This is a genomic window from Agaricicola taiwanensis (assembly GCF_014635245.1).
GTDB classification, from domain to species: domain Bacteria; phylum Pseudomonadota; class Alphaproteobacteria; order Rhizobiales; family Methylopilaceae; genus Agaricicola; species Agaricicola taiwanensis.
In genome coordinates this window covers 1,019,049-1,040,587 of the sequence record NZ_BMCP01000001.1, presented here as the reverse complement: position 1 = coordinate 1,040,587, position 21,539 = coordinate 1,019,049, and the positions used below count along the sequence as shown (strand labels likewise).

Here is a 21,539-nt window from a genome sequence, read left to right as displayed (position 1 = left end):
GCAGCGCAGTAAGAGGCATGCTGAAGCGTATCTGGCGTTCGACGCTCGTCCAGGAGACGATAGGCGGATTTATGGCGGCTTACCTGACGTTCGTGTTCCGCACGACGCGGTGGGAGGTCGTGACGCCTGATCTGCTCGAAGATCTCAAGCGTGACGGGCCGGTGATCGCGGCCATGTGGCATGGCCAGCACTTCCTGGTGTCCTTCTTCGTGCCGGAAGGTGCGCGGGCCAAGGTGTTGATCTCGAGGCACGGCGACGGCGAGGTCAATGCCATTGCCATACGCAAGCTCGGGCACGGCCTCATCCGGGGATCGGGCGGGCATGGTGCCCCGGACAAGATCCGCAAGCGCGGTGGTATCCAGGCGCTGCGGGACATGGTCCGCGCACTGTCGGAAGGATTCATGATCGCCATGACGGCGGACGTGCCCAAGGTCTCGCGTGTGGCGGGAGAGGGCGTGGCGCTTCTCGCCAAACTCTCTGGACGGCCGATTTATCCCGTTGCGGTCGTCACCAGATGGCGTATCACCCTTGGGTCATGGGACAGGGCCACCATCGGTCTGCCGTTTTCGCGTGGAGTGCTTGTCCTTGGGCCCGCGGTGCGTGTGCAGGCAGATGCGGGCGCGGACGCGGTGGAAGAGGCGAGACGGCAGGTGGAATCGGAACTCGAAGCGGTGCATGAGCAAGCCTATCAGCGCCTAGGCGGCAAGCCCTGGAGCGCGCGGCATGGCTAATCGCTCGATCGGACTGTCGGCCTATCGGCGCGCCCTTGGGGCCTTCGGGCCGCTGGCGAACCTCGTGCTGCATTACCGTGTCCGCAAGAACAAGGAAGATCCGGCTCGCATCGGCGAGCGGCGGGGTCGCCATGGCGCGGCACGTCCGCCCGGCCCCCTTGTCTGGCTGCATGCAGCAAGCGTTGGCGAGTTCCTGTCGATCCTTCCTCTGATCGAGGCGATCGGTGAACGTGGCTTTGTGCTCCTTGTCACCACGGGCACGGTCACATCCGCGAAGCTGGCAGACGAGCGGCTGCCCCAGAATGCCATCCACCAGTATGTGCCGCTGGACGTGCCACGCTACGTGCGCCGTTTCCTGGCCCATTGGCGTCCGGATATGGCGATCTTCGCGGAATCAGAGCTTTGGCCAAACCTGCTGGAGGGTCTTCGTGCCGCTTCCACGCCGGTGATCCTCGTCAATGCACGCATGTCGGAACGCTCGTTCCGGCGCTGGGGGCGCGCGCGCTCCACAATCGGAACCCTGCTTAACCGGATCGACCTGTGCCTTGCTCAATCCGACGTGGATGCCAAGCGGCTCGAGTCTTTGGGCGCTCCGCGCGTGGTCACCACGGGAAATCTCAAGTTCGATGTGCCGCCACCGCCGGCCGACAGCAGCCTGTTGCAGCGGCTCAAGATCGCGCTGGGTCATCGCCCCGTTCTTGTGGCGGCCAGCACCCACTCCGGTGAGGAAGCGGTCATCGCCGAGGCCCATCAGAAGATGTCGGACCAGTTGCCCGACCTCTTGACGATCATCGTCCCGCGTCACCCGGAGCGTGGTTACGAGGCCGGCGAGACCGTGGCCAACGCGGGACTGTCAGTCGCCACCCGCTCTTTCGGCGAGGAAGTCCATCACGACACCCAGATTTATATTGCCGACACCATCGGCGAGCTCGGTCTGTTCTATCGCCTCGCAAATGTGGTCTTCATGGGCGGTTCTCTGGTCCCGCACGGGGGGCAGAACCCCATCGAACCGGCAAAGCTTGGCGTGCCGGTTCTCCACGGCCCGCACATTCACAACTTCACCGCCGTTTATGAATCGCTCGATCGGGTGCAGGGCGCCCTCACCGTGGTCGACGGCGACGCGCTTGCCGAAGTCGTGACGACGCTGGTTTCCAACGAAGAGGCCTGCGAGGACATGCGCCGTGCGGCGGCTGAGATCGTCATCGCCTATTCCGGCGCACTTGGCCGCACGGTCGCAGCCATCGACCCCTATCTGATGCAACTGCGGCTGGGGCGCACCTGATGCGCGCTCCCGCCTTCTGGTGGCGGGAGCGGCCGGGGCTGGCCGCCTTTCTGCTGTCGCCGGTTGGCGCGGTTTGGGGTGCCCTCACCTCCGCGCGCATGGCGCGTTCGGGAACCGGTGTCGGCGTGCCGGTGATCTGCGTCGGCAATCCCGTCGCCGGCGGCGCCGGGAAAACGCCGACCGCCATGGCGCTTGCGGTATTGATGACCGGCATGAAAGTAAGGCCGGCTATCGTCTCCCGGGGGTATGGAGGCAGCCTGCAGGGACCGGTTCGCGTCGATCCTTACGCTCATGGTGCCGAAGCTATTGGCGACGAGCCGCTGCTGCTGGCACGTCAGGCGGCCACCTACGTGGCTCATGACCGGGTCGCCGGAGCCCGAATGGCGGTGGCAGATGGCGCGACGGCTGTGGTGCTGGACGACGGCTTTCAAAACCCCGCACTGACAAAGGACCTGTCGCTGCTGGTGGTGGACGGCGCCGTCGGGGTCGGCAACGGGCTGTGCCTGCCGGCGGGGCCCTTGCGTGCGCCGATGGATGATCAATTACGGCGTTCCGATGGATTGATCATCATCGGCACGGGAGCGGCGGGAGACGTGATCGCCGCGACGGCCCGGGCGGCAGGCAAGCCGGTTTTCCTGGCTCGCCTAGCGCCGGATAGGGAGATTGCAGCCCGACTGAACGGCCGGCGCGTGATCGGTTTTGCCGGCATCGGCCGTCCGGCGAAATTTGCCGCGACCCTGCGCGAGGTGGGCGCCGAGATCGCCGCGTTCCACGCCCTGGGAGATCACGCCGTGCCGTCGCCGTCCAAGGCACGCGCGATCCTGTCACAGGCGGAGCAGGAAGGCGCGCTTGTGGTCGCAACGGAGAAAGACGTCGTGAAGCTTTCCACCCAGGGCGAGCTCGGCGCTCTGAAGGCCGCCACCATCGCCCTGCCCGTCACTCTCCAGTTCGAGGACGAGGCTCGAATACGCGACCTTCTGGGCCGCGCAATCGTCAGTGTGGGGTCAGACCCAGTTCAGTGAGGCGCGCGAGCGCAGCCTCAGGGCCGGAATAGGCTTCTTGCCGATCAACCGACCAATAGCGAAGTTCATCCAGGGGAATAGGATCGCCCGTCACGGCGCAACGGACGAAGCTACCAGGCGACAAGATGCGGAAGTCGGCGTCGAGATATTCGACACGCGCTTCGCTGGCGCCGCCCATAGGTCGTTCAAACCGGTTCATGCCTGCAGCATGTCACACGCAGACCAGATGGCGTCAAGGCAAACCCGGCCCTGAAGCCATCACGGATCGGCCTGTCACTTGAAGAGCTCGTCCACCGAGGTCTGATCGATACCGCCGCCCTCAAGCTGCGGTCCATTCAGCATCAGCATTTCCTTGCGCTTCTTGCGCTGCTCTTCCGCCATGGACAACACGCCGTCGATGTCTTTGGCATTGACCGCATCGATCAGGCGCCCGACGCGCTTCTCGATTGTCTGCAAGGTCTCCACCACCTTGGACACCCGCTGACCGGTAAGGTCCTGGAACGAGCAGGCTTCAAAAATCTGCATGACCTTGTCGTTCACCAGCGACTGATAAGCTTCCGGATTGCTGGTGTCCGCAGCCAGGATCTCTTCCGCGCATTCCATGATGGAATTGGTCGCCTGCTCGGTCGACTGCACCACTGCGTCCAGTTCCTGGCCCGCGGCGGGGATGCGGCTGTCCTTGATATCGTTTGCCTGGAAGACGCCGATCTCCTGCTTCATCGTCACGATGTAATCGGCGATGCCGCGCAGCTCGCGGTTCACGGCCGCATCCATGTTATGGATGAACTGCTGCATGGATTCCGAGGCGATGCGCGCCAGCGCGACTACATCGCCAAGGGAGGGATCGTTCTTACCATTGGCGCGAAGATGGCCAAGGATGCTGTCATAGGTCTGACGTCGGGTCTGCGGCATGATGCACTTCCTCGCCCGGAACGGGCTGAACTAGATGGCGGATGATGCCGCAGCTCAATCGCCGAACACCGCGTCGATTTTCGATTTCAAAGTCTGGGCGTTGAAAGGCTTGACGATGTAGTTGTTGACGCCGGCCTTCTTGGCCGCAATGACGTTTTCCGTCTTGGATTCAGCCGTCACCATGATGAAGGGCGTCTTCTGCAGCTTCTCGTCGCCGCGCACTTCTTTCAGCAGCTCGTAGCCCGTCATCGGCTCCATGTTCCAATCGGAGATGACGAGCCCATAACGCTTCTCGCGCATCTTACCGAGCGCCTCAGAACCATCGGCCGCCTCGTCGACGTCTTCAAAACCGATCTGTTTCAAGAGGTTGCGGATAATGCGGATCATGGTCTTGTAATCGTCCACGACCAGCACCGACATCGAGCTATCGACAGCCATTCTCACTCTCCTAGCGAATTCAAATCGGCATTCTGCCGACCATTTGTCGCGGTTCCCGAAGCATCCGCCGTCACGGCATCATCTTCTCCAGGCCCTTCTTAAGCGCTCGGATTGAAAAACCGGTTAATCCGGTTGCAGAGACATCTGTCTTGCCACCGGCACAAAAAAACGCCGGCCCCGAAGGCCGGCGTCCATGGACCCTGTTCGCAGTCAGTGTATCCGCTGTGGGTTGCTGTATCCGTCATGCGACACAGCGGCAAACAATGGGATCAGCTGATAGATAGCCGAGACCCCAACGACGATATAAACAAGCCGGGCGAGCGCCGAGCCGGGACCGAACAGTGCCGCAACGACATCCAGGTCGAACAGACCGACAAGACCCCAGTTCACGCCGCCCACGATGAGCAGCAGCAGTGTGATGATATTCAGCGTTTTCATGACCGACGATCTCCGAGAGTTAAGTTGCATCAACAACCACTTGGCAACGTTCTGGTTCCCCTCAGTCGACAGCAGCGGCTTGACCATCGGCTGTTCCGATGAGCACCGTGGCGGGCGACCATGACCATCTTTCCGTCCACCACATCCTTCACCGTCACTCATGGCCATGAAAACGATGGCGTTCTCAAGGGCGGTGCTCTGGCCATCGGCAATTTCGACGGCGTTCATCGCGGCCACAAGGCTGTCCTGGCTCAAGCCAGGGCCATGGCCCATCCCAGCGTCGCCGTAACCTTCGAGCCACATCCACGCACCCTTTTCCGACCGGATGCCCCCGTGCCGCGGCTGACCAGTGAGGCGGACAAGTTGAGGCTTCTGAAGCGCGAAGGAATGGACGGCGCCGTCATCCTGCCCTTTGATCGCGCGCTCGCCGCCGTCGATGCCGAGCATTTCGTCACCGAGATCCTGATCGGCCGTTTTCAGCCCCAGGCCGTGGTGGTGGGTTACGACTTTCACTTCGGCAAAGACCGCGCCGGCTCGCCCGATTTCCTTCGCGATGCGGGAAAGCGTCACGGATTTGCCGTCGAGGTCGTCGCGCCCTTTGGCGAGGGTGCGCCGATCTCGTCGAGCACCATCCGCTCGCTGCTCGGCGCCGGCGAGGTTTCACGGGCCAATGGACTGCTCGGCCATCGCTGGTTCGTGTCCGGCGAGGTGGTGCATGGCGACAAGCGCGGACGCGATCTCGGCTATCCGACAGCCAACATCGTGCTGCCCCCGGAAAGCCCGCTCGCCCATGGCATCTATGCCGTACGCGCGGGCTTCGGGGGGACAATCCTGGGCGGTGTCGCAAGCTTCGGCCGGCGCCCGACGTTCGATGATGGCGCCCCCCGACTTGAAGTCTTCCTGTTCGACTTTGCCGGTGACCTTTACGGAAAGACGCTTGATATCGAGTTCCTCGGCCATATCCGTGGTGAGGAGAAGTTCGACACGATCGAGGCGCTCCTCGCGCGCATGGATCTGGATTCCAAGATCGCCCGAGACATGCTCGCCGAACCCGATAACGGGGATGCTCCGAGCGCAATCGAGGCGTTCTCATAGGAGCGACCACGGTTCACAAAACAGAAATTCTCTGTTTTGTCCGGAAGCATCTTGCTACAAGCCCGACAAAAGCTGACACCGACATTGATCCCATGACCGATACCACGACGCCAACGCGCGACTATTCCGAGACGCTGTTTCTGCCGAAGACTGATTTTCCCATGCGCGCGGGCCTGCCCGAGCGGGAGCCGCAGATGCTGGCGCGTTGGGAGGAGATCGGCCTTTACCGGCAGCTCCGGGAGCAGGCCAAGGGCCGCAAGCCCTTCACGCTGCATGATGGTCCCCCTTATGCCAACGGGCACCTTCACATCGGGCATGCGCTCAACAAGATCCTGAAGGACGTCGTCACCCGATCGCGCCAGATGGCGGGCTTCGATGCCAATTATGTGCCGGGTTGGGACTGCCACGGCCTCCCGATCGAATGGAAGGTCGAGGAAGGCTACCGCGCGAAAGGCCGCAACAAGGACGACGTGCCCGTGGTGGACTTCCGTCGCGAGTGCCGTGCCTACGCCGAACATTGGATCGACGTGCAGAAAGCGGAGTTTCAGCGCCTCGGCGTCACCGGCGATTGGGCCCATCCCTACACCACCATGAGCTTCCGGGCCGAGGCGGTGATCGCGAACGAACTGATGAAGTTCGCAACCTCGGGCCAGCTCTACCGTGGATCGAAGCCGGTCATGTGGTCGGTGGTTGAAAAGACCGCTCTCGCCGAGGCCGAGATCGAATATCACGACCACACCAGCGATACGATCTGGGTCAAGTTCCCCATCGTCTCCTCCGCCGAAAAAGCTGCGGAGGCCGTCCTGATCGCGGCCGCCGCCGGAGACGGCGATGCCTATGTCGCTGGTGGCGCCACCTCGGCCTTCGATGGCGCATCCGTCGTCATCTGGACCACCACGCCCTGGACCATTCCCGGCAACCGGGCCATCTCCTATTCGCCAAAGATCGCCTATGGGCTCTATGAGGTCACGGCGGCACCGGAGGACAATTGGCTCAAGACCGGAGAGCGGCTGGTGCTGGCCGACAAGTTGGCCAGCGATGTCTTCGGCCAAGCGCGCGTCGAAAGCTTCGAGCGCCGGGCGGATGTCAGCGCGGATGATCTCACCGGCCTCGTCTGCGCGCATCCGTTGCGAGGGCAGGGGTATGAGTTCGACGTGCCGCTGCTCGACGGCGACCACGTCACCGACGACACCGGAACGGGCTTCGTGCATACCGCTCCCGGCCACGGCCGCGAGGACTTCGATGTCTGGATGAACAACAAGGCCGCCCTCGATGCGCGCGGCATCGACACGACCATACCTTATACTGTGGATGCGGACGGGCGTCTGACGACCGACGCGCCCGGCTTCACCGGCCGCCAGGTCATCACCGACAAGGGCGAGAAGGGCGATGCCAATGAGGCCGTGATCGCGGCCCTGCGCGAGGCCGGCAACATCATCGCACGCGGCCGGCTCAAGCATCAGTATCCGCACTCCTGGCGCTCGAAGAAGCCGGTGATCTTCCGCAACACGCCGCAGTGGTTCATCTCCATGGACCTTGGCCTTGAAGGCGGCAGGACCGACACGCTGCGGGCACGCGCGCTGAAAGCCATCTCCGAGACCGCTTTTTATCCGCCGCAGGGGCAGAACCGACTGCGCGGCATGATCGAGGCGCGTCCCGATTGGGTGATCTCGCGCCAGCGCGCCTGGGGCGTGCCGATCGCCGTCTTTGTCGAAAAGGCGACCGGGGAGGTGCTGACCGACGAGAAGGTCAACGCCCGCATCGTCGAGGCCTTCGAGGCCGAGGGCGCCGATGCCTGGTTCGCCGATAATGGCGCGCGCTTCCTCGGCAACGACTATGCGCTTGAGGACTACGAAAAGGTCAACGACATCCTGGATGTCTGGTTTGATTCCGGTTCGACCCACGCCTTTGTGCTGGAGGGCCGCGACGACGTGACATGGCCGGCCGCGATGTATCTGGAAGGATCCGACCAGCATCGGGGGTGGTTCCATTCCTCACTCCTGGAAAGCTGCGGTACCCGCGGCCGCGCGCCTTACGACAGCGTGCTGACCCATGGCTTCGTGCTCGACGAGCAGGGCCGCAAGATGTCGAAGTCGCTCGGCAATACGGTCACGCCCCAGGAGGTGATCCAGAAATCCGGCGCCGATATCCTGCGCCTCTGGGTCGTCGCCTCCGACTATGCGGATGATCTGCGCATCGGGCCGGAGATCCTGAAAACCACCACCGACACCTATCGCAAGCTGCGCAACACCCTGCGCTGGATGCTGGGCACGCTTGCCCATCATCGCCCTGATGAAGACGTGTCCTACGCCGAGATGCCGGAACTTGAGCGCGTCATGCTGCATCGGCTCACGGAAGTCGATGCCGTGGTGCGGGAAGGCTTTGAGGCCTATGATTTCAAGCGCATCTTCGCCGCGGTCATGGCCTTTCTGACGGCGGACCTCTCCGCCTTCTATTTCGACGTGCGCAAAGACACGCTTTATTGCGAGCCGATCTCCTCGGTGAAGCGCCGTGCCGCCCTGACGGTCGTCGATCGTCTCTTCGACACCGTCGTGCGCTGGCTTGCTCCGCTCCTGCCCTTCACGGCGGAAGAAGCCTGGCTCTCGCGGCACCCGTCGAAAGACAGGTCGGTCCACCTCCAGACCTTCGCGGACGTCTCCGACGCCTGGCGCGATGAGGCACTTGCTGCCAAGTGGGAGAACGTGCGCCGCGTGCGCCGTGCCGTTACCGGCGCTCTGGAACTGGAACGCGCCGCCAAGCGCATCGGCTCTTCGCTGGAAGCGGCGCCTGTGGTCCATGTCTCGGATTCGGACCTGCTCCAGGCGCTTGAGGGTCTCGACCTCGCCGAAATCTTCATCACCTCCGGCGCGCAGCTTTCCGCAGGCGAAGGCCCGGCCGATGCCTTCCGCATGGATGAGGTGAAGGGCGTGGCGGTGACGCCCGAACTGGCCGAAGGGCGCAAGTGCGCGCGGTCCTGGCGGATCACTGCCGATGTCGGCTCCGATCCTGAGTTTCCCGACATCACCGCCCGCGACGCACAGGCCATGCGTGAGTGGCTGAAGGCGACGGCCGCATGACGGCGACCCGGCTCGGCGTCATCATCACGCTCATTACCCTGGTGCTGGACCAGGCGAGCAAGCTTTGGGTGCTGTTCAGCTTCGATCTGCCTCTCAAGGGACGCGTCGCCATCGCTCCCTTTGTCGATTTCGTCATGGTCTGGAATCGGGGCATCTCCTACGGCCTCATGCAGCAGGATGGCGATCTCGGGCGCTGGCTGCTGATTATTGTGACGGTCATCGCCGTCGTATTCCTCGCCAACTGGCTTCGCAAAGAGGACGGCCGGATCAACGCGGCCGGGCTGGGCCTGATCATCGGCGGCGCCGTGGGAAACGGCATCGACCGCGTCGTTTATGGCGCGGTTGCCGACTTCGTGCTGCTGCACGCCGGCAACTTTGAATGGTATGTCTTCAACATCGCCGATGCGGCCATCGTTGTCGGCGTCGTCTTCCTTCTGTATGGTGCGCTGAAAATCGGACGCGACGATGAGCGTTCGCGGGCCGAGGAGCCCGGCACCAACACAACCACATGACAGGTTGGACATGAACAGGACACCATCTCCCGCACGCATTGCCGCCCTTTTTGTCGGTGGCGCGATGCTGTGGCTTCCCACCCAGGCGTCCGCCCAGAGCAGTGGCCTGATCCATGATCTTGTCGGCGGCTTCGGCCTGCTGAAGCAGGAAAAGCCCGATATCGAGTACCGCGAACGGCCGGGCCTCGTGATCCCGCCGTCCCGCGATCTGCCGCCGCCGGAAGCCGGTGCTCCCGTGGCCGCCAATCCCAATTGGCCGACCGACCCTGACGTCATGCGCCGGGAAAAGGAACGTCAGGCGCGGAACATGCCTGCCGGCAGCGACACCAAGTCCCGCCTTCAGATCGACCCGCGCCTTTCCCCCGATGAGTTGCGGGCGGGGCGTGCCGCGACCCCCGAGCGCGGGTACGAGGAAGTTCCCGTCGGCAATCGCGAGGATCCAAGGATCTCGCCCGATGAACTGCGTCGCGGTTCGGCTGTCTACAAGGCGCAGAAAGAGAAGCAGCTCGACCTGACCACGCGGCCGCGCCTGAGCGATCCCCCCGTCGGCTATCTGGAGCCTTCGCCCAATGCGCCGCTGGCGCCCTCCGGCGAGGAGCCGACCGCGCCCGGGCAGAAGAAGTCCTGGCTGAGCAAGATCAATCCGTTCGATTGATCACGGCAGCCGGCGTCATCGCGCGCTGTCCTGCCCTTCACAGTTTTGTGCTGTTGCGGCGCCGCTTTGGCGCCGCAGTTATATAAGCTCTTACCCGCACCCGCTTATATTGGTCGGCTAGGTTTTTGATGTTTTCGCTCTCGCGCCTCATGGTATCTGCTTTGGTCACAGCCACCCTGTCTCACGGAACTCTCGCCCAGGCACAGCCTGCGAACATTACCGGGCCAGAGGTCGAGACCTTCACATTGAACAACGGTCTACAGGTCGTGGTGATCCCGGATCATCGCGCGCCTGTCGTCACCCATATGATCTGGTACAAAGTGGGCGCGGCCGACGAACCGGAGGGCGAATCCGGCATCGCCCATTTCCTCGAGCACCTGATGTTCAAGGGCACCAAGACCCACCCCGGCGGCGCTTTCTCCGCCATGGTGTCCGAGCTCGGCGGCCAGGAGAATGCCTTCACCAGCCAGGACTACACCTCCTACTATCAGCGCGTGGCCAAAGAGCATCTGCCGACGGTGATGGAGTTCGAGGCGGACCGGATGACGGGCCTGGTCCTCAGCGATGAGGTGGTGAATCCGGAACGTGACGTCGTCCTGGAAGAGCGGCGCATGCGGACCGACAATGATCCGGGATCGCGTCTCAGCGAAGCCATCGCGGCCACGCTGTTCGTCAATCACCCGTACGGCACGCCGATCATCGGCTGGCAGCACGAGATCGAACAGCTTGATCGCGCCAACGCGCTCAGCTTCTACGACCGTTTCTACACGCCCAACAACGCCATCGTGGTGGTGGCCGGCGATGTGACCACCGGCGAAGTGCGCACACTCGCCGAGGCCACCTACGGCAAGATCGAACGGCGGGGGGACGTCGGCCCGCGCATGCGTCCGGCAGAGCCGGACCTGCTTGCCGCGCGGCGCGTGACCCTGGCGGATCCGCGCGCACGCCAGCCCAGCCTGACACGAACCTATATCGTGCCCTCCTATGCCAATGCCGAAGGGCGCCAGGCCCATGCGCTGGATCTTTTGGCCTTCATCCTCGGCGGCGGCTCGACCAGCCGGCTGCATCGTTCGCTGGTGGCCGATCAAAGCATAGCGGCCTCCGCCGGCTCCTATTATCAGGGCGACGCGCTCGACCAGTCGCGCTTCGTGGTCTATGCGATCCCGCGCGAGAACATCGATATGGAGCGGCTTGAGAAGGCGCTCGATGCCGAGCTTTCCAAGATCGTCAAGGACGGCGTGACCGCGGAAGAGCTGACCCGGGCCAAGAAGCGGCTGGTGGCCGAGACCATCTATGCCCAGGACAGCCAGACCACCCTTGCCCGCGCCTATGGCACAACCCTGACCACCGGTGGTACGGTCGAGGACGTCAAGGAATGGCCTTCGGTGATCGAAGCCGTTTCAGCGGAGGAGATCCAGGCGGCCGCCAAGCTGGCGCTGCAGATCAATCGCTCCGTCACCGGTCTCCTTCTCACCGAGGAGGCTCCGCCACAATGATATCCCGCCTCCTACTCGTGGTTGCCATGTCGCTTGCCGTTGCCCTGCCCGCCAAATCCGAAACCCGCATTGAGGAGGTGACCTCTCCCAAGGGGATCAAGGCCTGGCTGGTGCACGACACGACGCTTCCCATCGTCGCGCTCGAATTTGCCTTCCGCGGCGGCGCCGTGCAGGACGCCAAAGGCCGGGACGGCACCGCCAATATGGTCTCCGGCCTGCTCGATGAAGGTGCCGGCGAACTCAAAGCCCAGGAATTCCAGAGCCGTCTGGAAGACAGCGCGGTCGAGCTGTCGTTCGACACCCGCTACGACAGTTTCTTCGGCAGCCTCAGGACGCTCTCGGCCAATGAGGATGAGGCCTTCGATCTGCTGAAGCTCGCCGTGACCTCTCCGCGCTTCGACCAGGATGCGATCGACCGTATCCGCGCCCAGGTAATGGCCCGCATCCGGCAGAACTCCACCAATCCGGAAGCGTTAGCCCATTATAATTTCCAGGAGCAGGCCTTCCCCGGTCATCCCTATGGGCGCGAGGTCGAGGGAACCGCCGAAACCGTGACCAGCATCACGCGTGACGACCTCGTCACCTTCCACCGCAACAACTTTGCGCGGGACAATCTCGTCGTCACCGCCGTGGGCGCGATCGATGCCGAGACCCTCGGCAGGCGTCTCGATGAGGCTTTCGGCGATCTGCCCGCCACGGCGGAGATCACGCCCGCGGCGCCGGCCACCCTGACCAATGTCGGGACGCTGACGGTCGTGGAGATGGATACGCCGCAGACTGCTATTTCGTTCGGCCGGCCAGGCCCCCTTCGCAAGAACGAGGACTTCATGGCCTATTACGTGCTGAACCACATCCTGGGTGGCGGCACCTTCACATCGCGGCTGTTCAACGAGGTGCGCGAGAAGCGCGGCCTGTCCTATGGGGTCTTTACCGGGCTCTTCCCGCTTTCGGCCTCGGGCTATGTCATGGGCCAGGTGGCAACGCGCAACGACCGCGCCGGCGAGGCCGTCAGCGTAATCCGAGACGAGTTCCGCAAGCTTGCCGCCGAACCGCCAAGCGAGGAAGAGATCGCCAAGGCGAAGAAATATCTTATCGGCTCCTTTGCCCTGCGTTTCGACTCCTCCAACAAGATCGCCCGCAACCTGCTGCAGTTCCAGATCGACAATCTGGGCATCGATTTCATCAACGAGCGGAACGCCTTGATCGAAGCAGTGACGCGCGAGGACCTCGCCCGCGCCGCCAAGTCGCTGCTGGGGGATGGTGAGCTCCTGGTGGTCGCCGTGGGCAAGCCCGAGGGCCTGGAGAGCACCGGTACGAGCAGCGGCGACCGCTGACGCGTCGACGGTCACGGGCTATTGTTGAGGCGTGACATCCGAATCAGGTGAAAGCCGCCTCATGTCCGTCCGTCTGCTGCCCGAGACCCTGTCCAACCGCATCGCTGCGGGCGAGGTGGTCGAGCGCCCCGCCAGTGTGGTCAAGGAACTGGTCGAGAACGCCATCGACGCGGGCGCTGGCCACGTCGAGATCGTCGCGCGGGATGGCGGCACCAGCCTCATTCGCATCACCGACGATGGCCACGGCATGAATGCCGGGGATCTGACGCTGTGCGTGGAACGGCATGCGACGTCGAAACTGCCTGACGACGATCTGCTGGCCGTGCGCCATCTCGGCTTTCGCGGCGAGGCGCTGCCCTCGATCGGCTCGGTGGCACGCCTCACCATCACGACCCGCACGGCCGATGCCCCTCATGCCCTGGCGCTGACGGTGGATCACGGCCGGCGCGGCGATCCGCGGCCTGCCGCCGGGCCACGCGGCACTCGGGTGGATGTGGAAGACCTCTTCGCCGCACTGCCGGCGCGACGCAAGTTCCTCAAGACCAACCGGACGGAAGCCCAGGCCATCGCGGAGACCGTGCGACGGCTCGCGGCGGCACGACCCGACATCGACATGACGCTCGTGCTCGATGATACGACGCTTCGCTTCGAGCGTGCCGGAGGCAGCGGCGAGGGCGTCAGGGACCGGCTCGCCGTCATCCTCGGGCGGGATTTCGCGGAAGCGGCCGTGCCCGTCTCGGCGCTACGCGAGGGCGTTTCCTTAAGCGGGCTTGCCGCCCTCCCCACCTATACCCGCGCAAATGCGGCCCATCAGCTGCTCACGGTGAATGGGCGGCCGGTTCGCGACCGGCAGTTGATCGGCGCCATCCGCGCCGCCTATGGCGATCTCCTGCCCCGGGACCGGCAGCCGGCGGTGGCGCTCAGCATCGAGCTCGATCCGCAGGAGGTCGACGTCAATGTGCATCCGGCCAAGGCCGAGGTGCGGTTCCGGGACCCCGGCCTTGTGCGCGGCCTTGTGATCAGCGGGCTGCGGGCCGCGCTCGCGGACGCGGGGCCGCAGCCGCTGGCAACCGGTGCAGCGCGCGCCTCCACGGCCTTTCGCGCGCCACCACCGGCCTGGCCGCAGCGCCCGTGGTCGGCGGCGACGAGCCCGTCGGCACCTCCGGGTTTTCAGGAGCCGGCCCAGAGCGGCTTCGGTTTTGCGCCATCGGCGGATATGCGTGCGGCCGTGGCGGCCGAAGAGGTTTCCGCGCCAGAGCCGTCGGGGCTGCCCCTGGGCGCCGCGAAAGCGCAGCTGCACGACACCTATATCGTCAGCCAGACCGAGGACGGCCTGATCCTCGTCGATATGCACGCCGCCCATGAACGTCTGGTCTATGAGAAGCTGAAACGCGAACGCGCCGCCAGCGGCGTCGCCCGCCAGGCGCTGCTGGTGCCTGAAGTCATCGACCTCGGGCTGGAAGATGCCGAGCGTGTCGCCGCAGCTGAGCGGGAACTGGCGGCGCTTGGACTCGTGGTGGAGGGTTTCGGCCCCGGCGCCGTGCTGGTGCGGGAAACGCCGGCGGCACTCGGCACCACTGACGTCACCGCCATGGTGCGCGATGTGGCCGATGCCCTGGCGGAGACCGGCAGCGCCGGAGCACTGGAGGACCGGCTGGACCGCCTTGCCGCGACGGTTGCCTGTCACCATTCCATCCGCGCCGGCCGCCGGCTGAAGCCCGATGAGATGAACGCCCTCTTACGGGCTATCGAAGCGGAACCGGCGGCTGGGACCTGCAACCATGGGCGCCCGACCTTCGTTGCCCTGTCACGAGCCGATCTGGAGCGCCTGTTCGCACGTCGTTGACGTTTTCTTCGCGCCCTTTCGGCAAGATGATGGCGAGGCAGGATGCCTCGGCCCGCCTGTCAGGGGTATATCATGCCAGAGAACGCCGATCTTTTTCCCGGTTTTCAGTCGGAGTGGATCGACACCGACGGCGGCCGCTTCTTCGCCCGTGTGGGCGGGAAGGGACCCGCCCTGCTCCTGCTTCACGGCTACCCCCAGACGCACGTCATGTGGCACCGGCTCGCGCCGGGACTGTCCGAACGCTTTACGCTTATCATGCCTGACCTGCCCGGCTACGGCTGGTCCTTCGTTCCGCGCGCGGCGGATGACCACCGGCCGCATTCCAAACGGGTCTGGGCGGCGGCATTGGTGGATCTCATGGAGAGGCTTGGCCACGTGCGGTTCGGCGTGATCGGGCATGATCGCGGCGCGCGGACCGCCTACCGCATGGCGCTCGATCATCCCGGACGCATAGACCGGCTCGCGCTCCTCGACATCATACCGACGGAAGCCATGTGGACCGGGATGACGGCGAAGCTGGCGATGAAGTCCTATCACTGGCTGTTCCTGGCTCAGCCGCACCCTCTTCCGGAAACGCTGATCGGAAAGGATCCCGATTTCTATCTGGACTGGACGCTGGCAAGCTGGACCGCGACAAGCGATCTCTCAGCGTTCGATCATCGCGCGCTCGCTCAATACCGGGCGGGTTTTCGATCTCCGGACCGCATCCGTTCAGCCTGCGAGGATTATCGCGCCGGACAGAGCGTGGATCTCGCCGATGATCAAGCCGATCTGGAGACTGGCAAGAAGATAACCGTGCCCTTGCTGGCGCTCTGGGGTGAAAGGGGATTTCCCGGCGAGACGTCGGGGCCTCTGTCGATCTGGCAGCGCTGGGGAGACGAGGTCACGGGCGCCGCCATCACGTCCGGCCATTTCCTTGCCGAGGAAAATCCTGGTGAGGCGCTGACGTCCCTTCTTCATTTCTTCGCACCCGAGGCCTGACATGACCGTAGCCGCCCGTGAGATACCGCAGGCCAATCAGTTTCGGGTCCAGCGGCTCGAAGTGTTCCTGACGCACACCATCGCCGGCTTCCGTGGACCCGTGACGGTCCGCCCAATCCATGACGGATTGGAGAACATGAGCTATCTCATCGCCACGCCGGGCGACCGGCTGGTGTTGCGGGCAAAGACACCGGACGCGACGCATCCGCTGGAGCGCGAGTTTCGTGTGGTCGCCGCCCTCAGCGCGCGCGGATTCCCCGTGCCGCGACCTCTCATCTATTCCGACGATGAGAGCGTTCTCGGCTACGCCTTCTATGTCATGACCTTCGTGGACGGCCGCATCTTCCCACGTCCAAGCCTTCCCGGCGTCACGCCTGCCGATCGCACCGCCATCTATGATGCCATGACGGATACCCTGGCACGGCTGCACAGCTACGATCCTCACACGCTGGGGCTTGCCAGCCTGAACAAGAGCAGCGGCTATCTTGCAGGGCAGGTCCAGCATTGGAGCGAGGTTTACCGCACCCTGTCCGGCGATGAACTGCCGGAGATGAACCGCTTGATGGCCTGGCTGCCCGACCACCTGCCGCCTGATCGCCCGCTGCGGTTGGTGCACAACGATTTCGCCACGGAAAAGCTGATCATCGCGCCGCAGGAGCCGAAGATCCTGGCGGTGGTCGATTGGGAGGCGGCGACGCTGGGCGATCCCGTGGCCGATGCCGTCAACAGCGCCATCCCCTGGATCACTCCGCACGCGACCGCCTCCGGGACAAGCCTGATGGGCCTCAAGCTCTCCGAACTCGGCATCCCATCCATGGACCGGTACCTGTCGGCCTATGCGGCGCGGGCCGGCCTGGCGGAGATACCGCACCTCAACACCTACATTGCCTATTGCTTCTTCCGCAGGGTGGCGATGCTGCGCCGAAATCCCGGCGCCGCCGAGCCGCGCCATGCCGCCGCGCTCGCCAAAATCGGATGGGCCTTTGCCCAGCGCGCCGGCTGATCAGCGTTTTGCGCGGAAGAAATTGCGCAGGATGTTGCCGGACTGAATTTCCCGGAAGCCACCATAGACCTCAGGCCTGTGGTGGCAGCTTGGCTGCTCGAACAGCCTCACTCCATTCACGACAGCGCCCCCCTTGGGATCTTCCGCGCCGAAATAAAGCCGCCGCACGCGGAAGAAGGAGATGGCGCCCGCGCACATGGGGCAAGGCTCCAAAGTGACCCAGAGATCAGCCTCACCGATGCGTTCGGAGCCTTTCAAGGCGGATGCCTGACGCAGGGCCAGCATTTCGGCATGGGCTGTGGGATCGGAATATTCCCGCGTCCGGTTTCCGGCGCGAGCGACAACCTCGCCATCGAGCACCACGACAGCGCCCACCGGCACCTCGCCGCGTGCCGCGGCGGCCTCGGCCTCCTCGAGTGCGAGCGCCATGAATTCTGGTCGTGCCATGCTCTCCCCAACCGCTCCGACACATGTTAGAGCATGCCTGTTCTGGCCGAAACGAACGTGCTGCCAGATCTTTCACGAATTTTGGAGTGGCGATGCGGTGTTCGCCTCGCCGGAATGCTCTAAAACGCCCGTTCCCATGACAGAGCAAGAAAAAATGTCCGACGACATCCCCCAGCGCGAGCGCATCGCCAAGGTCATCGCACGGGCCGGCATCGCCTCACGCCGCGATGCGGAGGCCTGGATCGCCGCCGGGCGCATCGGCCTCAACGGCGCGACGGTCACCCAGCCGGGCACGACTGTTGGCCCCGACGACAGGATCACGGTGGACGGCGAGCCGCTGCCCGCGCGCGAGCGCACCCGCCTGTGGCTTTATCACAAGCCGCGCGGCGTCGTGACCACGACGAAGGACCCCGAAGGCCGGCCCACGGTCTTCGACGTGCTGCCGCCGGACCTGCCGCGCGTGGTCACCATTGGCCGGCTCGATATCAATACCGAAGGGCTTCTGCTGCTCACCAACGATGGCGGCCTGGCCCGTGTGCTGGAGCTGCCGGAAACAGGCTGGCTGCGGCGCTACCGGGTGCGCGTTTTCGGCCGCGTCGACGAGGTCCGGCTCGCCCAGCTTGCCGACGGCGTGACCATCGATGGCTTCCAGTACGGGCCGGTGGAAGCAAGCTATGACCGCGCGCAGGGCACCAACGCCTGGCTCACGGTCGGCCTGAGAGAAGGCAAGAACCGCGAGGTGAAGCGGATCCTGGAGCACCTCGACCTCAAGGTGAACCGGCTGATCCGTCTCTCCTTCGGCCCCTTCCAACTGGCCGAGATCGCGGAAGGCCAGGCGGAGGAAGTGCGCTCGCGCGTGCTGCGCGACCAGCTTGGCGCGAGGTTGATCGAAGAGGCCAATGCCGATTTCGAGGCGCCGATTTTCGTACGCCAGCCCGACCCGGCAGAGGCCCGCCGTCGTGAAAAGCGCGCCCGGGATGCCGGCGAAGGTGAGAAGCCCAAAGTTCGTAACAGCCTTGTCACCGCCAGAGATGGCCGCAAGGTGCTGGTTGAACGCCACGAAAAGACCGCGGCGGCGGAAAAACCGCGCGGCCCCCGCCCCCGTCCTGCCTGGGCCAAGGATGACCGTGGTGAGCGGCCGCAGCGTTCCGTTGAGGGCGACGACCGCCCGCGCCGCAGCCGCAGCGAGGGCGATCGCGCTGAACGCCCGGCACGCTCATTCGATGACGAGGTCAAGAAGGAGCGGAGCTTCCGCCCCTGGGAAACGGACGATCGCGCGCCGCGTTCCGCAGACACTGACCGCCCGAAGCGGCCGTTCCGCGAACGGCCCGATAGTGACCGGCGACCAGAGCGCCCGTCACGCCCCCGTCCAGAGGGCGACACCCGCCCGCCGCGTGGCGAGGGCGATCGTCCTGAGCGTCCGTTCCGCGCCCCGGCCGACGATCAGCGTGGCGACCGGCCGGTCCGGCCGCGCGCCCCGGGGGACAGCCGCCCGCCGCGTTCGGCCGACGGCGATCGTCCCAAGCGCCCCTTCCGTGAACGCCCTGAAGGTGACGAGCGCGGTGACAGGCCTTTCCGGCCGCGCCCCGAGGGCGACAAACGGCCTCAACGTTCCGGCGATAGCGAGCGGCCGAAGCGGCCATTCCGGATGAAGGCCGAAGGCCATGACGGCGCGGCGCGCCGGGACCGTTCACCCTCGAGCCGGGATCATGCGTTGGGCAAGATGTCGACCCGCCCGCCACGCGCTGGCGGACCGGGACGGCCAGGCGGTGGCAAGCCCGGGGGTGCAGGCCCGGGACGGCCGCGTCCGGGCGGCGGTGGAAAGCCGGGCGGACGCCCGCCGCGCAAGGGCTAAGCCTCCATGCGCATCGTCGCGGGGCGCTGGAAGGGACGGGTGCTGAAGGCCCCCTCCAGCCAGGATATCCGCCCGACCTCGGACAGGCTGCGCGAGAGCTTGTTCAACATCCTCGCGCATGGCCATGACATCGAGATCAATGGTGCCCGTGTCCTCGATCTGTTTGCCGGCACCGGCGCCCTTGGTCTGGAAGCATTGTCGCGCGGCGCGAGCTTTGCGCTCTTCGTGGATGAGGGCGCGGAGGCGCGCGCGCTGATCCGGGAGAACACGCAGACGCTGGGAGCGGCCGGCATCACGCGGCTGTTCCGGCGCGACGCGACGCGGCTTGGCCCGGTCGCACCGTTTCAGCCCTTCACGCTGGTCTTTGCCGATCCGCCCTATGGCAAGGGACTGGGCGAGAAAGCCATCGCTTCGGCGCGCGACGGCGGCTGGCTGGCGCCGGATGCGCTGATCGTCGTGGAGGAGCGGGGCGATGCGGAGGTCGCCGCACCTGAAGGTTTCGAGCACATCGAGCGCCGCGAGGCGGGTGACAGCCAGATCGTCTTCCTGCGCCACCGCGCCTGATCAGCGGTCGTCCCTGATCGCGAGGGCGACCAGCATCAGCACGATGGCGGGAATGGTCTTCACAAGCGGACCCACGGGATCGAGCCAGAGTGCCGGTGTCAGGACGAGCGATCCCGCCACATAGGCCAGCGACAAGGCGATGCCCGCCAAAAGTCCGGCGCGACTCCAGGGCCGCCATGCGATGGCGAGGCCGATGGCGACATCTGCAAAGCTCGTTGCAGCGGTGATGGCATTGGCAAGCCCCTGCGGGAAACCCGCTGTCGTGAAGACCAAAGCTGCCGCGCCGAAGGACACCGTCAGCGGGATCAGGCCAGACACGATCCAGAACAGCGCCAGAATGCCGAAGACAAGTGCCTTGAGGAGATAAAGGCGGGCGAACCAGGATGCCTGGACGTTCGCCTCCAGTCGCGTAACGGCCTCGGCCAGCGACCGCGGCTCGATGCCTGTTGCGGCGATCCAGGGCGCAGGGTCGCCCTCGACGCCGCGGCGGATCTCCGCGAGCGCTGTCGTGCGGATGGGAGGGGTCCACCCGAGGCGCGAGACGAGATCGCCGGCCCGGGCGCCGATACTCATGAGCCAGCCCGGCAGGTTGGCCACGGCTCGCGGCCCGCCGAAATGGCGGCGGAAGCTCTCGACGACCTGGCCGAATGTCGCCGACTCCCGTTCCAGCACGTCCCAGCTCTCCGCGAAAGCGCGGTCGCCCTCATGCCACCTCGTAGCGACATGGGCGATGGTCGCGGTGATGTCGGCGACATCGGATACGGCAAAGGGCCTCGCGTTCTGTTCGTCTGGAAGCCCCAGCGGCAGAGCGGCCAAGGCCCGGATCATGGCGCTGCCGCCATAGGCGGCGGGCGCGATGACGAAGCCGGGGCGCAGGATGACATAGCGCACCGGGCCTCCGGCGATCAGCCGCTCTCCCTCGCGCTTGCTGCGGCTGAACTGCGTCCGGTCGTCCTCGTCGCGGCCGGGCATGGACAGATGCACCAGCAGCGCCGGCTCGATGGCGGCATCCATGGCGGCGAGCAGGCGCTGGATGAAGGCGCTGTGCACCTCACCGGTCTTGCCCTTCGGCCCGTCCTGCAGGACGCCGATGCAGTTGACCACGACATCCGCCTGCCAGCCGGCGAGCGTCTCGGCCAGTTTGGCGCGGCTCATGTCAACGACAGGTGCCGTCACGGCGGCATGGCCGAAGGCCCAGGCCTGCGCCGGCGTGAAGCGGCGCGCGACGGCGACGACGGAGAAGCCCTGCCTGATCAGGCCGAGGGCGACGGCTCCTCCGATCAGACCGGAGGCGCCAAGGACGGCAATGGTGGGACGGCTGATCATGACCACAGCACCGGCTTTGCAATCATCAGCCAGAGAATGGCGATGACCGATCCAAATCCCGGGAAACCGAAAACGAACCAGATGCGGAAAAGCTGATGATAGCGCGGGGGCAGCGGCTCGCCCGCCGTGACGGCATCTCGCGCCAGATCGCGCATGCGGGCCTGCATCCAGACCACCGGCAGCCAGAAGACGCCGGTCACGACATAGAGGACGAGCGAGGCGGCGACCCAATCTTCCGTGAGGGGAACGGCGAGTTCCTGCGCGAGGAGATAGCCGGTGACGGGCTGGGCCACGGCGGCGGTGGCGGTGAAGAGCGCATCGGCGATGACGACGACTGCGGCCGTGCGGGCGATGAAGGCCGCATCCCGGCTGAGATGCGCCATCAGCATGAAAAAGGCGATGCCTGTCCCGGTACCGAGCAGCACAACGGCGCCAATCACGTGAAGGTACTTCAGGACAAGATAGGTCACGCGCGATTGGCCGGAGGTAGCGGAGCGGTCAGGATGTCCTAACCGATCCGCCTTA

Annotated in this window: 21 protein-coding genes; 14 read left to right on the top strand and 7 right to left on the bottom strand. The window is 65.1% G+C overall.

The window, feature by feature from the left end; all coding sequences use genetic code 11:
- Positions 1 to 17 precede the first annotated feature (17 nt).
- The 3 genes from IEV58_RS04890 to lpxK are packed head-to-tail and all read left to right on the top strand — an operon-like array spanning position 18 to position 3,035.
- A complete protein-coding gene (locus IEV58_RS04890; protein ID WP_188408543.1) occupies positions 18 to 731 on the top strand; it encodes a lysophospholipid acyltransferase family protein in 714 nt (237 codons plus the stop codon).
- Positions 724 to 2,013, top strand: a complete 1,290-nt coding sequence (locus tag IEV58_RS04885) for a 3-deoxy-D-manno-octulosonic acid transferase (RefSeq protein WP_188408542.1) — start codon at positions 724 to 726, stop codon at positions 2,011 to 2,013. Before IEV58_RS04890 ends, IEV58_RS04885 begins: the two co-directional genes overlap by 8 nt.
- Complete coding sequence (gene lpxK, locus IEV58_RS04880) at positions 2,013 to 3,035, top strand: tetraacyldisaccharide 4'-kinase (protein ID WP_188408541.1); 1,023 nt, start codon at positions 2,013 to 2,015, stop codon at positions 3,033 to 3,035. The genes IEV58_RS04885 and lpxK overlap by 1 nt, the downstream gene beginning before the upstream one ends.
- On the opposite strand, the gene IEV58_RS04875 is transcribed toward lpxK, so the two are convergent.
- The 4 genes from IEV58_RS04875 to IEV58_RS04860 all read right to left on the bottom strand — a co-directional run bounded on the left by IEV58_RS04875 (position 3,007) and on the right by IEV58_RS04860 (position 4,823).
- Positions 3,007 to 3,234, bottom strand: a complete 228-nt coding sequence (locus IEV58_RS04875; RefSeq protein WP_188408540.1) for a DUF2093 domain-containing protein — start codon at positions 3,232 to 3,234, stop codon at positions 3,007 to 3,009. The genes lpxK and IEV58_RS04875 overlap by 29 nt on opposite strands.
- Positions 3,235 to 3,308: 74 nt before the next feature.
- Positions 3,309 to 3,947 carry a protein phosphatase CheZ gene (locus IEV58_RS04870; protein WP_188408539.1) on the bottom strand — a complete coding sequence of 213 codons (639 nt, stop codon included), beginning with the start codon at positions 3,945 to 3,947 and terminating at the stop codon, positions 3,309 to 3,311.
- A 54-nt stretch (positions 3,948 to 4,001) separates the two neighbouring features.
- Complete coding sequence (locus tag IEV58_RS04865; RefSeq protein WP_188408538.1) at positions 4,002 to 4,385, bottom strand: response regulator; 384 nt, start codon at positions 4,383 to 4,385, stop codon at positions 4,002 to 4,004.
- 210 nt (positions 4,386 to 4,595) lie between these two features.
- Positions 4,596 to 4,823, bottom strand: a complete 228-nt coding sequence (locus IEV58_RS04860) for a DUF378 domain-containing protein (RefSeq protein WP_188408537.1) — start codon at positions 4,821 to 4,823, stop codon at positions 4,596 to 4,598.
- A gap of 120 nt (positions 4,824 to 4,943) precedes the next feature.
- On the opposite strand from IEV58_RS04860, the gene IEV58_RS04855 reads away from it, so the two are divergent.
- The 9 genes from IEV58_RS04855 (at position 4,944) to IEV58_RS04815 (ending at position 16,822) form a co-directional block, all read left to right on the top strand.
- Positions 4,944 to 5,918: a bifunctional riboflavin kinase/FAD synthetase gene (locus tag IEV58_RS04855; protein WP_188408536.1), complete on the top strand. Its 975-nt coding sequence runs from the start codon at positions 4,944 to 4,946 to the stop codon at positions 5,916 to 5,918.
- A 92-nt stretch (positions 5,919 to 6,010) separates the two neighbouring features.
- The gene (gene ileS, locus IEV58_RS04850; RefSeq protein WP_188408535.1) at positions 6,011 to 8,995 is read left to right on the top strand and encodes an isoleucine--tRNA ligase; all 2,985 of its coding nucleotides are present in this window, start codon (positions 6,011 to 6,013) and stop codon (positions 8,993 to 8,995) included.
- Positions 8,992 to 9,507, top strand: coding sequence for a signal peptidase II (gene lspA, locus IEV58_RS04845; protein WP_188408534.1), 516 nt, complete (start codon positions 8,992 to 8,994; stop codon positions 9,505 to 9,507). The genes ileS and lspA overlap by 4 nt, the downstream gene beginning before the upstream one ends.
- 10 nt (positions 9,508 to 9,517) lie before the next feature.
- Complete coding sequence (locus IEV58_RS04840) at positions 9,518 to 10,162, top strand: hypothetical protein (RefSeq protein ID WP_188408533.1); 645 nt, start codon at positions 9,518 to 9,520, stop codon at positions 10,160 to 10,162.
- A gap of 245 nt (positions 10,163 to 10,407) precedes the next feature.
- Positions 10,408 to 11,658 carry a M16 family metallopeptidase gene (locus IEV58_RS04835; protein ID WP_229729186.1) on the top strand — a complete coding sequence of 417 codons (1,251 nt, stop codon included), beginning with the start codon at positions 10,408 to 10,410 and terminating at the stop codon, positions 11,656 to 11,658.
- A complete protein-coding gene (locus IEV58_RS04830) occupies positions 11,655 to 12,992 on the top strand; it encodes a M16 family metallopeptidase (protein ID WP_188408531.1) in 1,338 nt (445 codons plus the stop codon). Before IEV58_RS04835 ends, IEV58_RS04830 begins: the two co-directional genes overlap by 4 nt.
- 61 nt (positions 12,993 to 13,053) lie before the next feature.
- Positions 13,054 to 14,838: a DNA mismatch repair endonuclease MutL gene (gene mutL, locus IEV58_RS04825; RefSeq protein ID WP_188408530.1), complete on the top strand. Its 1,785-nt coding sequence runs from the start codon at positions 13,054 to 13,056 to the stop codon at positions 14,836 to 14,838.
- A gap of 72 nt (positions 14,839 to 14,910) precedes the next feature.
- Positions 14,911 to 15,819, top strand: a complete 909-nt coding sequence (locus IEV58_RS04820) for an alpha/beta fold hydrolase (RefSeq protein ID WP_188408529.1) — start codon at positions 14,911 to 14,913, stop codon at positions 15,817 to 15,819.
- Between the two features lies 1 nt (position 15,820).
- Complete coding sequence (locus IEV58_RS04815; protein ID WP_188408528.1) at positions 15,821 to 16,822, top strand: phosphotransferase family protein; 1,002 nt, start codon at positions 15,821 to 15,823, stop codon at positions 16,820 to 16,822.
- Here the strand turns inward: IEV58_RS04815 and IEV58_RS04810 are convergent, their stop codons facing one another.
- Positions 16,823 to 17,269, bottom strand: coding sequence for a nucleoside deaminase (locus IEV58_RS04810; protein ID WP_188408527.1), 447 nt, complete (start codon positions 17,267 to 17,269; stop codon positions 16,823 to 16,825).
- Between the two features lie 154 nt (positions 17,270 to 17,423).
- Between IEV58_RS04810 and IEV58_RS04805 the strand changes: the two genes are divergently transcribed.
- A complete protein-coding gene (locus IEV58_RS04805; RefSeq protein ID WP_188408526.1) occupies positions 17,424 to 19,124 on the top strand; it encodes a pseudouridine synthase in 1,701 nt (566 codons plus the stop codon).
- Between the two features lie 6 nt (positions 19,125 to 19,130).
- A complete protein-coding gene (gene rsmD / locus IEV58_RS04800) occupies positions 19,131 to 19,688 on the top strand; it encodes a 16S rRNA (guanine(966)-N(2))-methyltransferase RsmD (protein WP_188408525.1) in 558 nt (185 codons plus the stop codon).
- On the opposite strand, the gene IEV58_RS04795 is transcribed toward rsmD, so the two are convergent.
- Complete coding sequence (locus IEV58_RS04795; protein ID WP_188408524.1) at positions 19,689 to 21,014, bottom strand: SDR family oxidoreductase; 1,326 nt, start codon at positions 21,012 to 21,014, stop codon at positions 19,689 to 19,691.
- A complete protein-coding gene (locus IEV58_RS04790; RefSeq protein WP_188408523.1) occupies positions 21,011 to 21,484 on the bottom strand; it encodes a DUF2269 family protein in 474 nt (157 codons plus the stop codon). Before IEV58_RS04790 ends, IEV58_RS04795 begins: the two co-directional genes overlap by 4 nt.
- Positions 21,485 to 21,539: the final 55 nt, after the last annotated feature.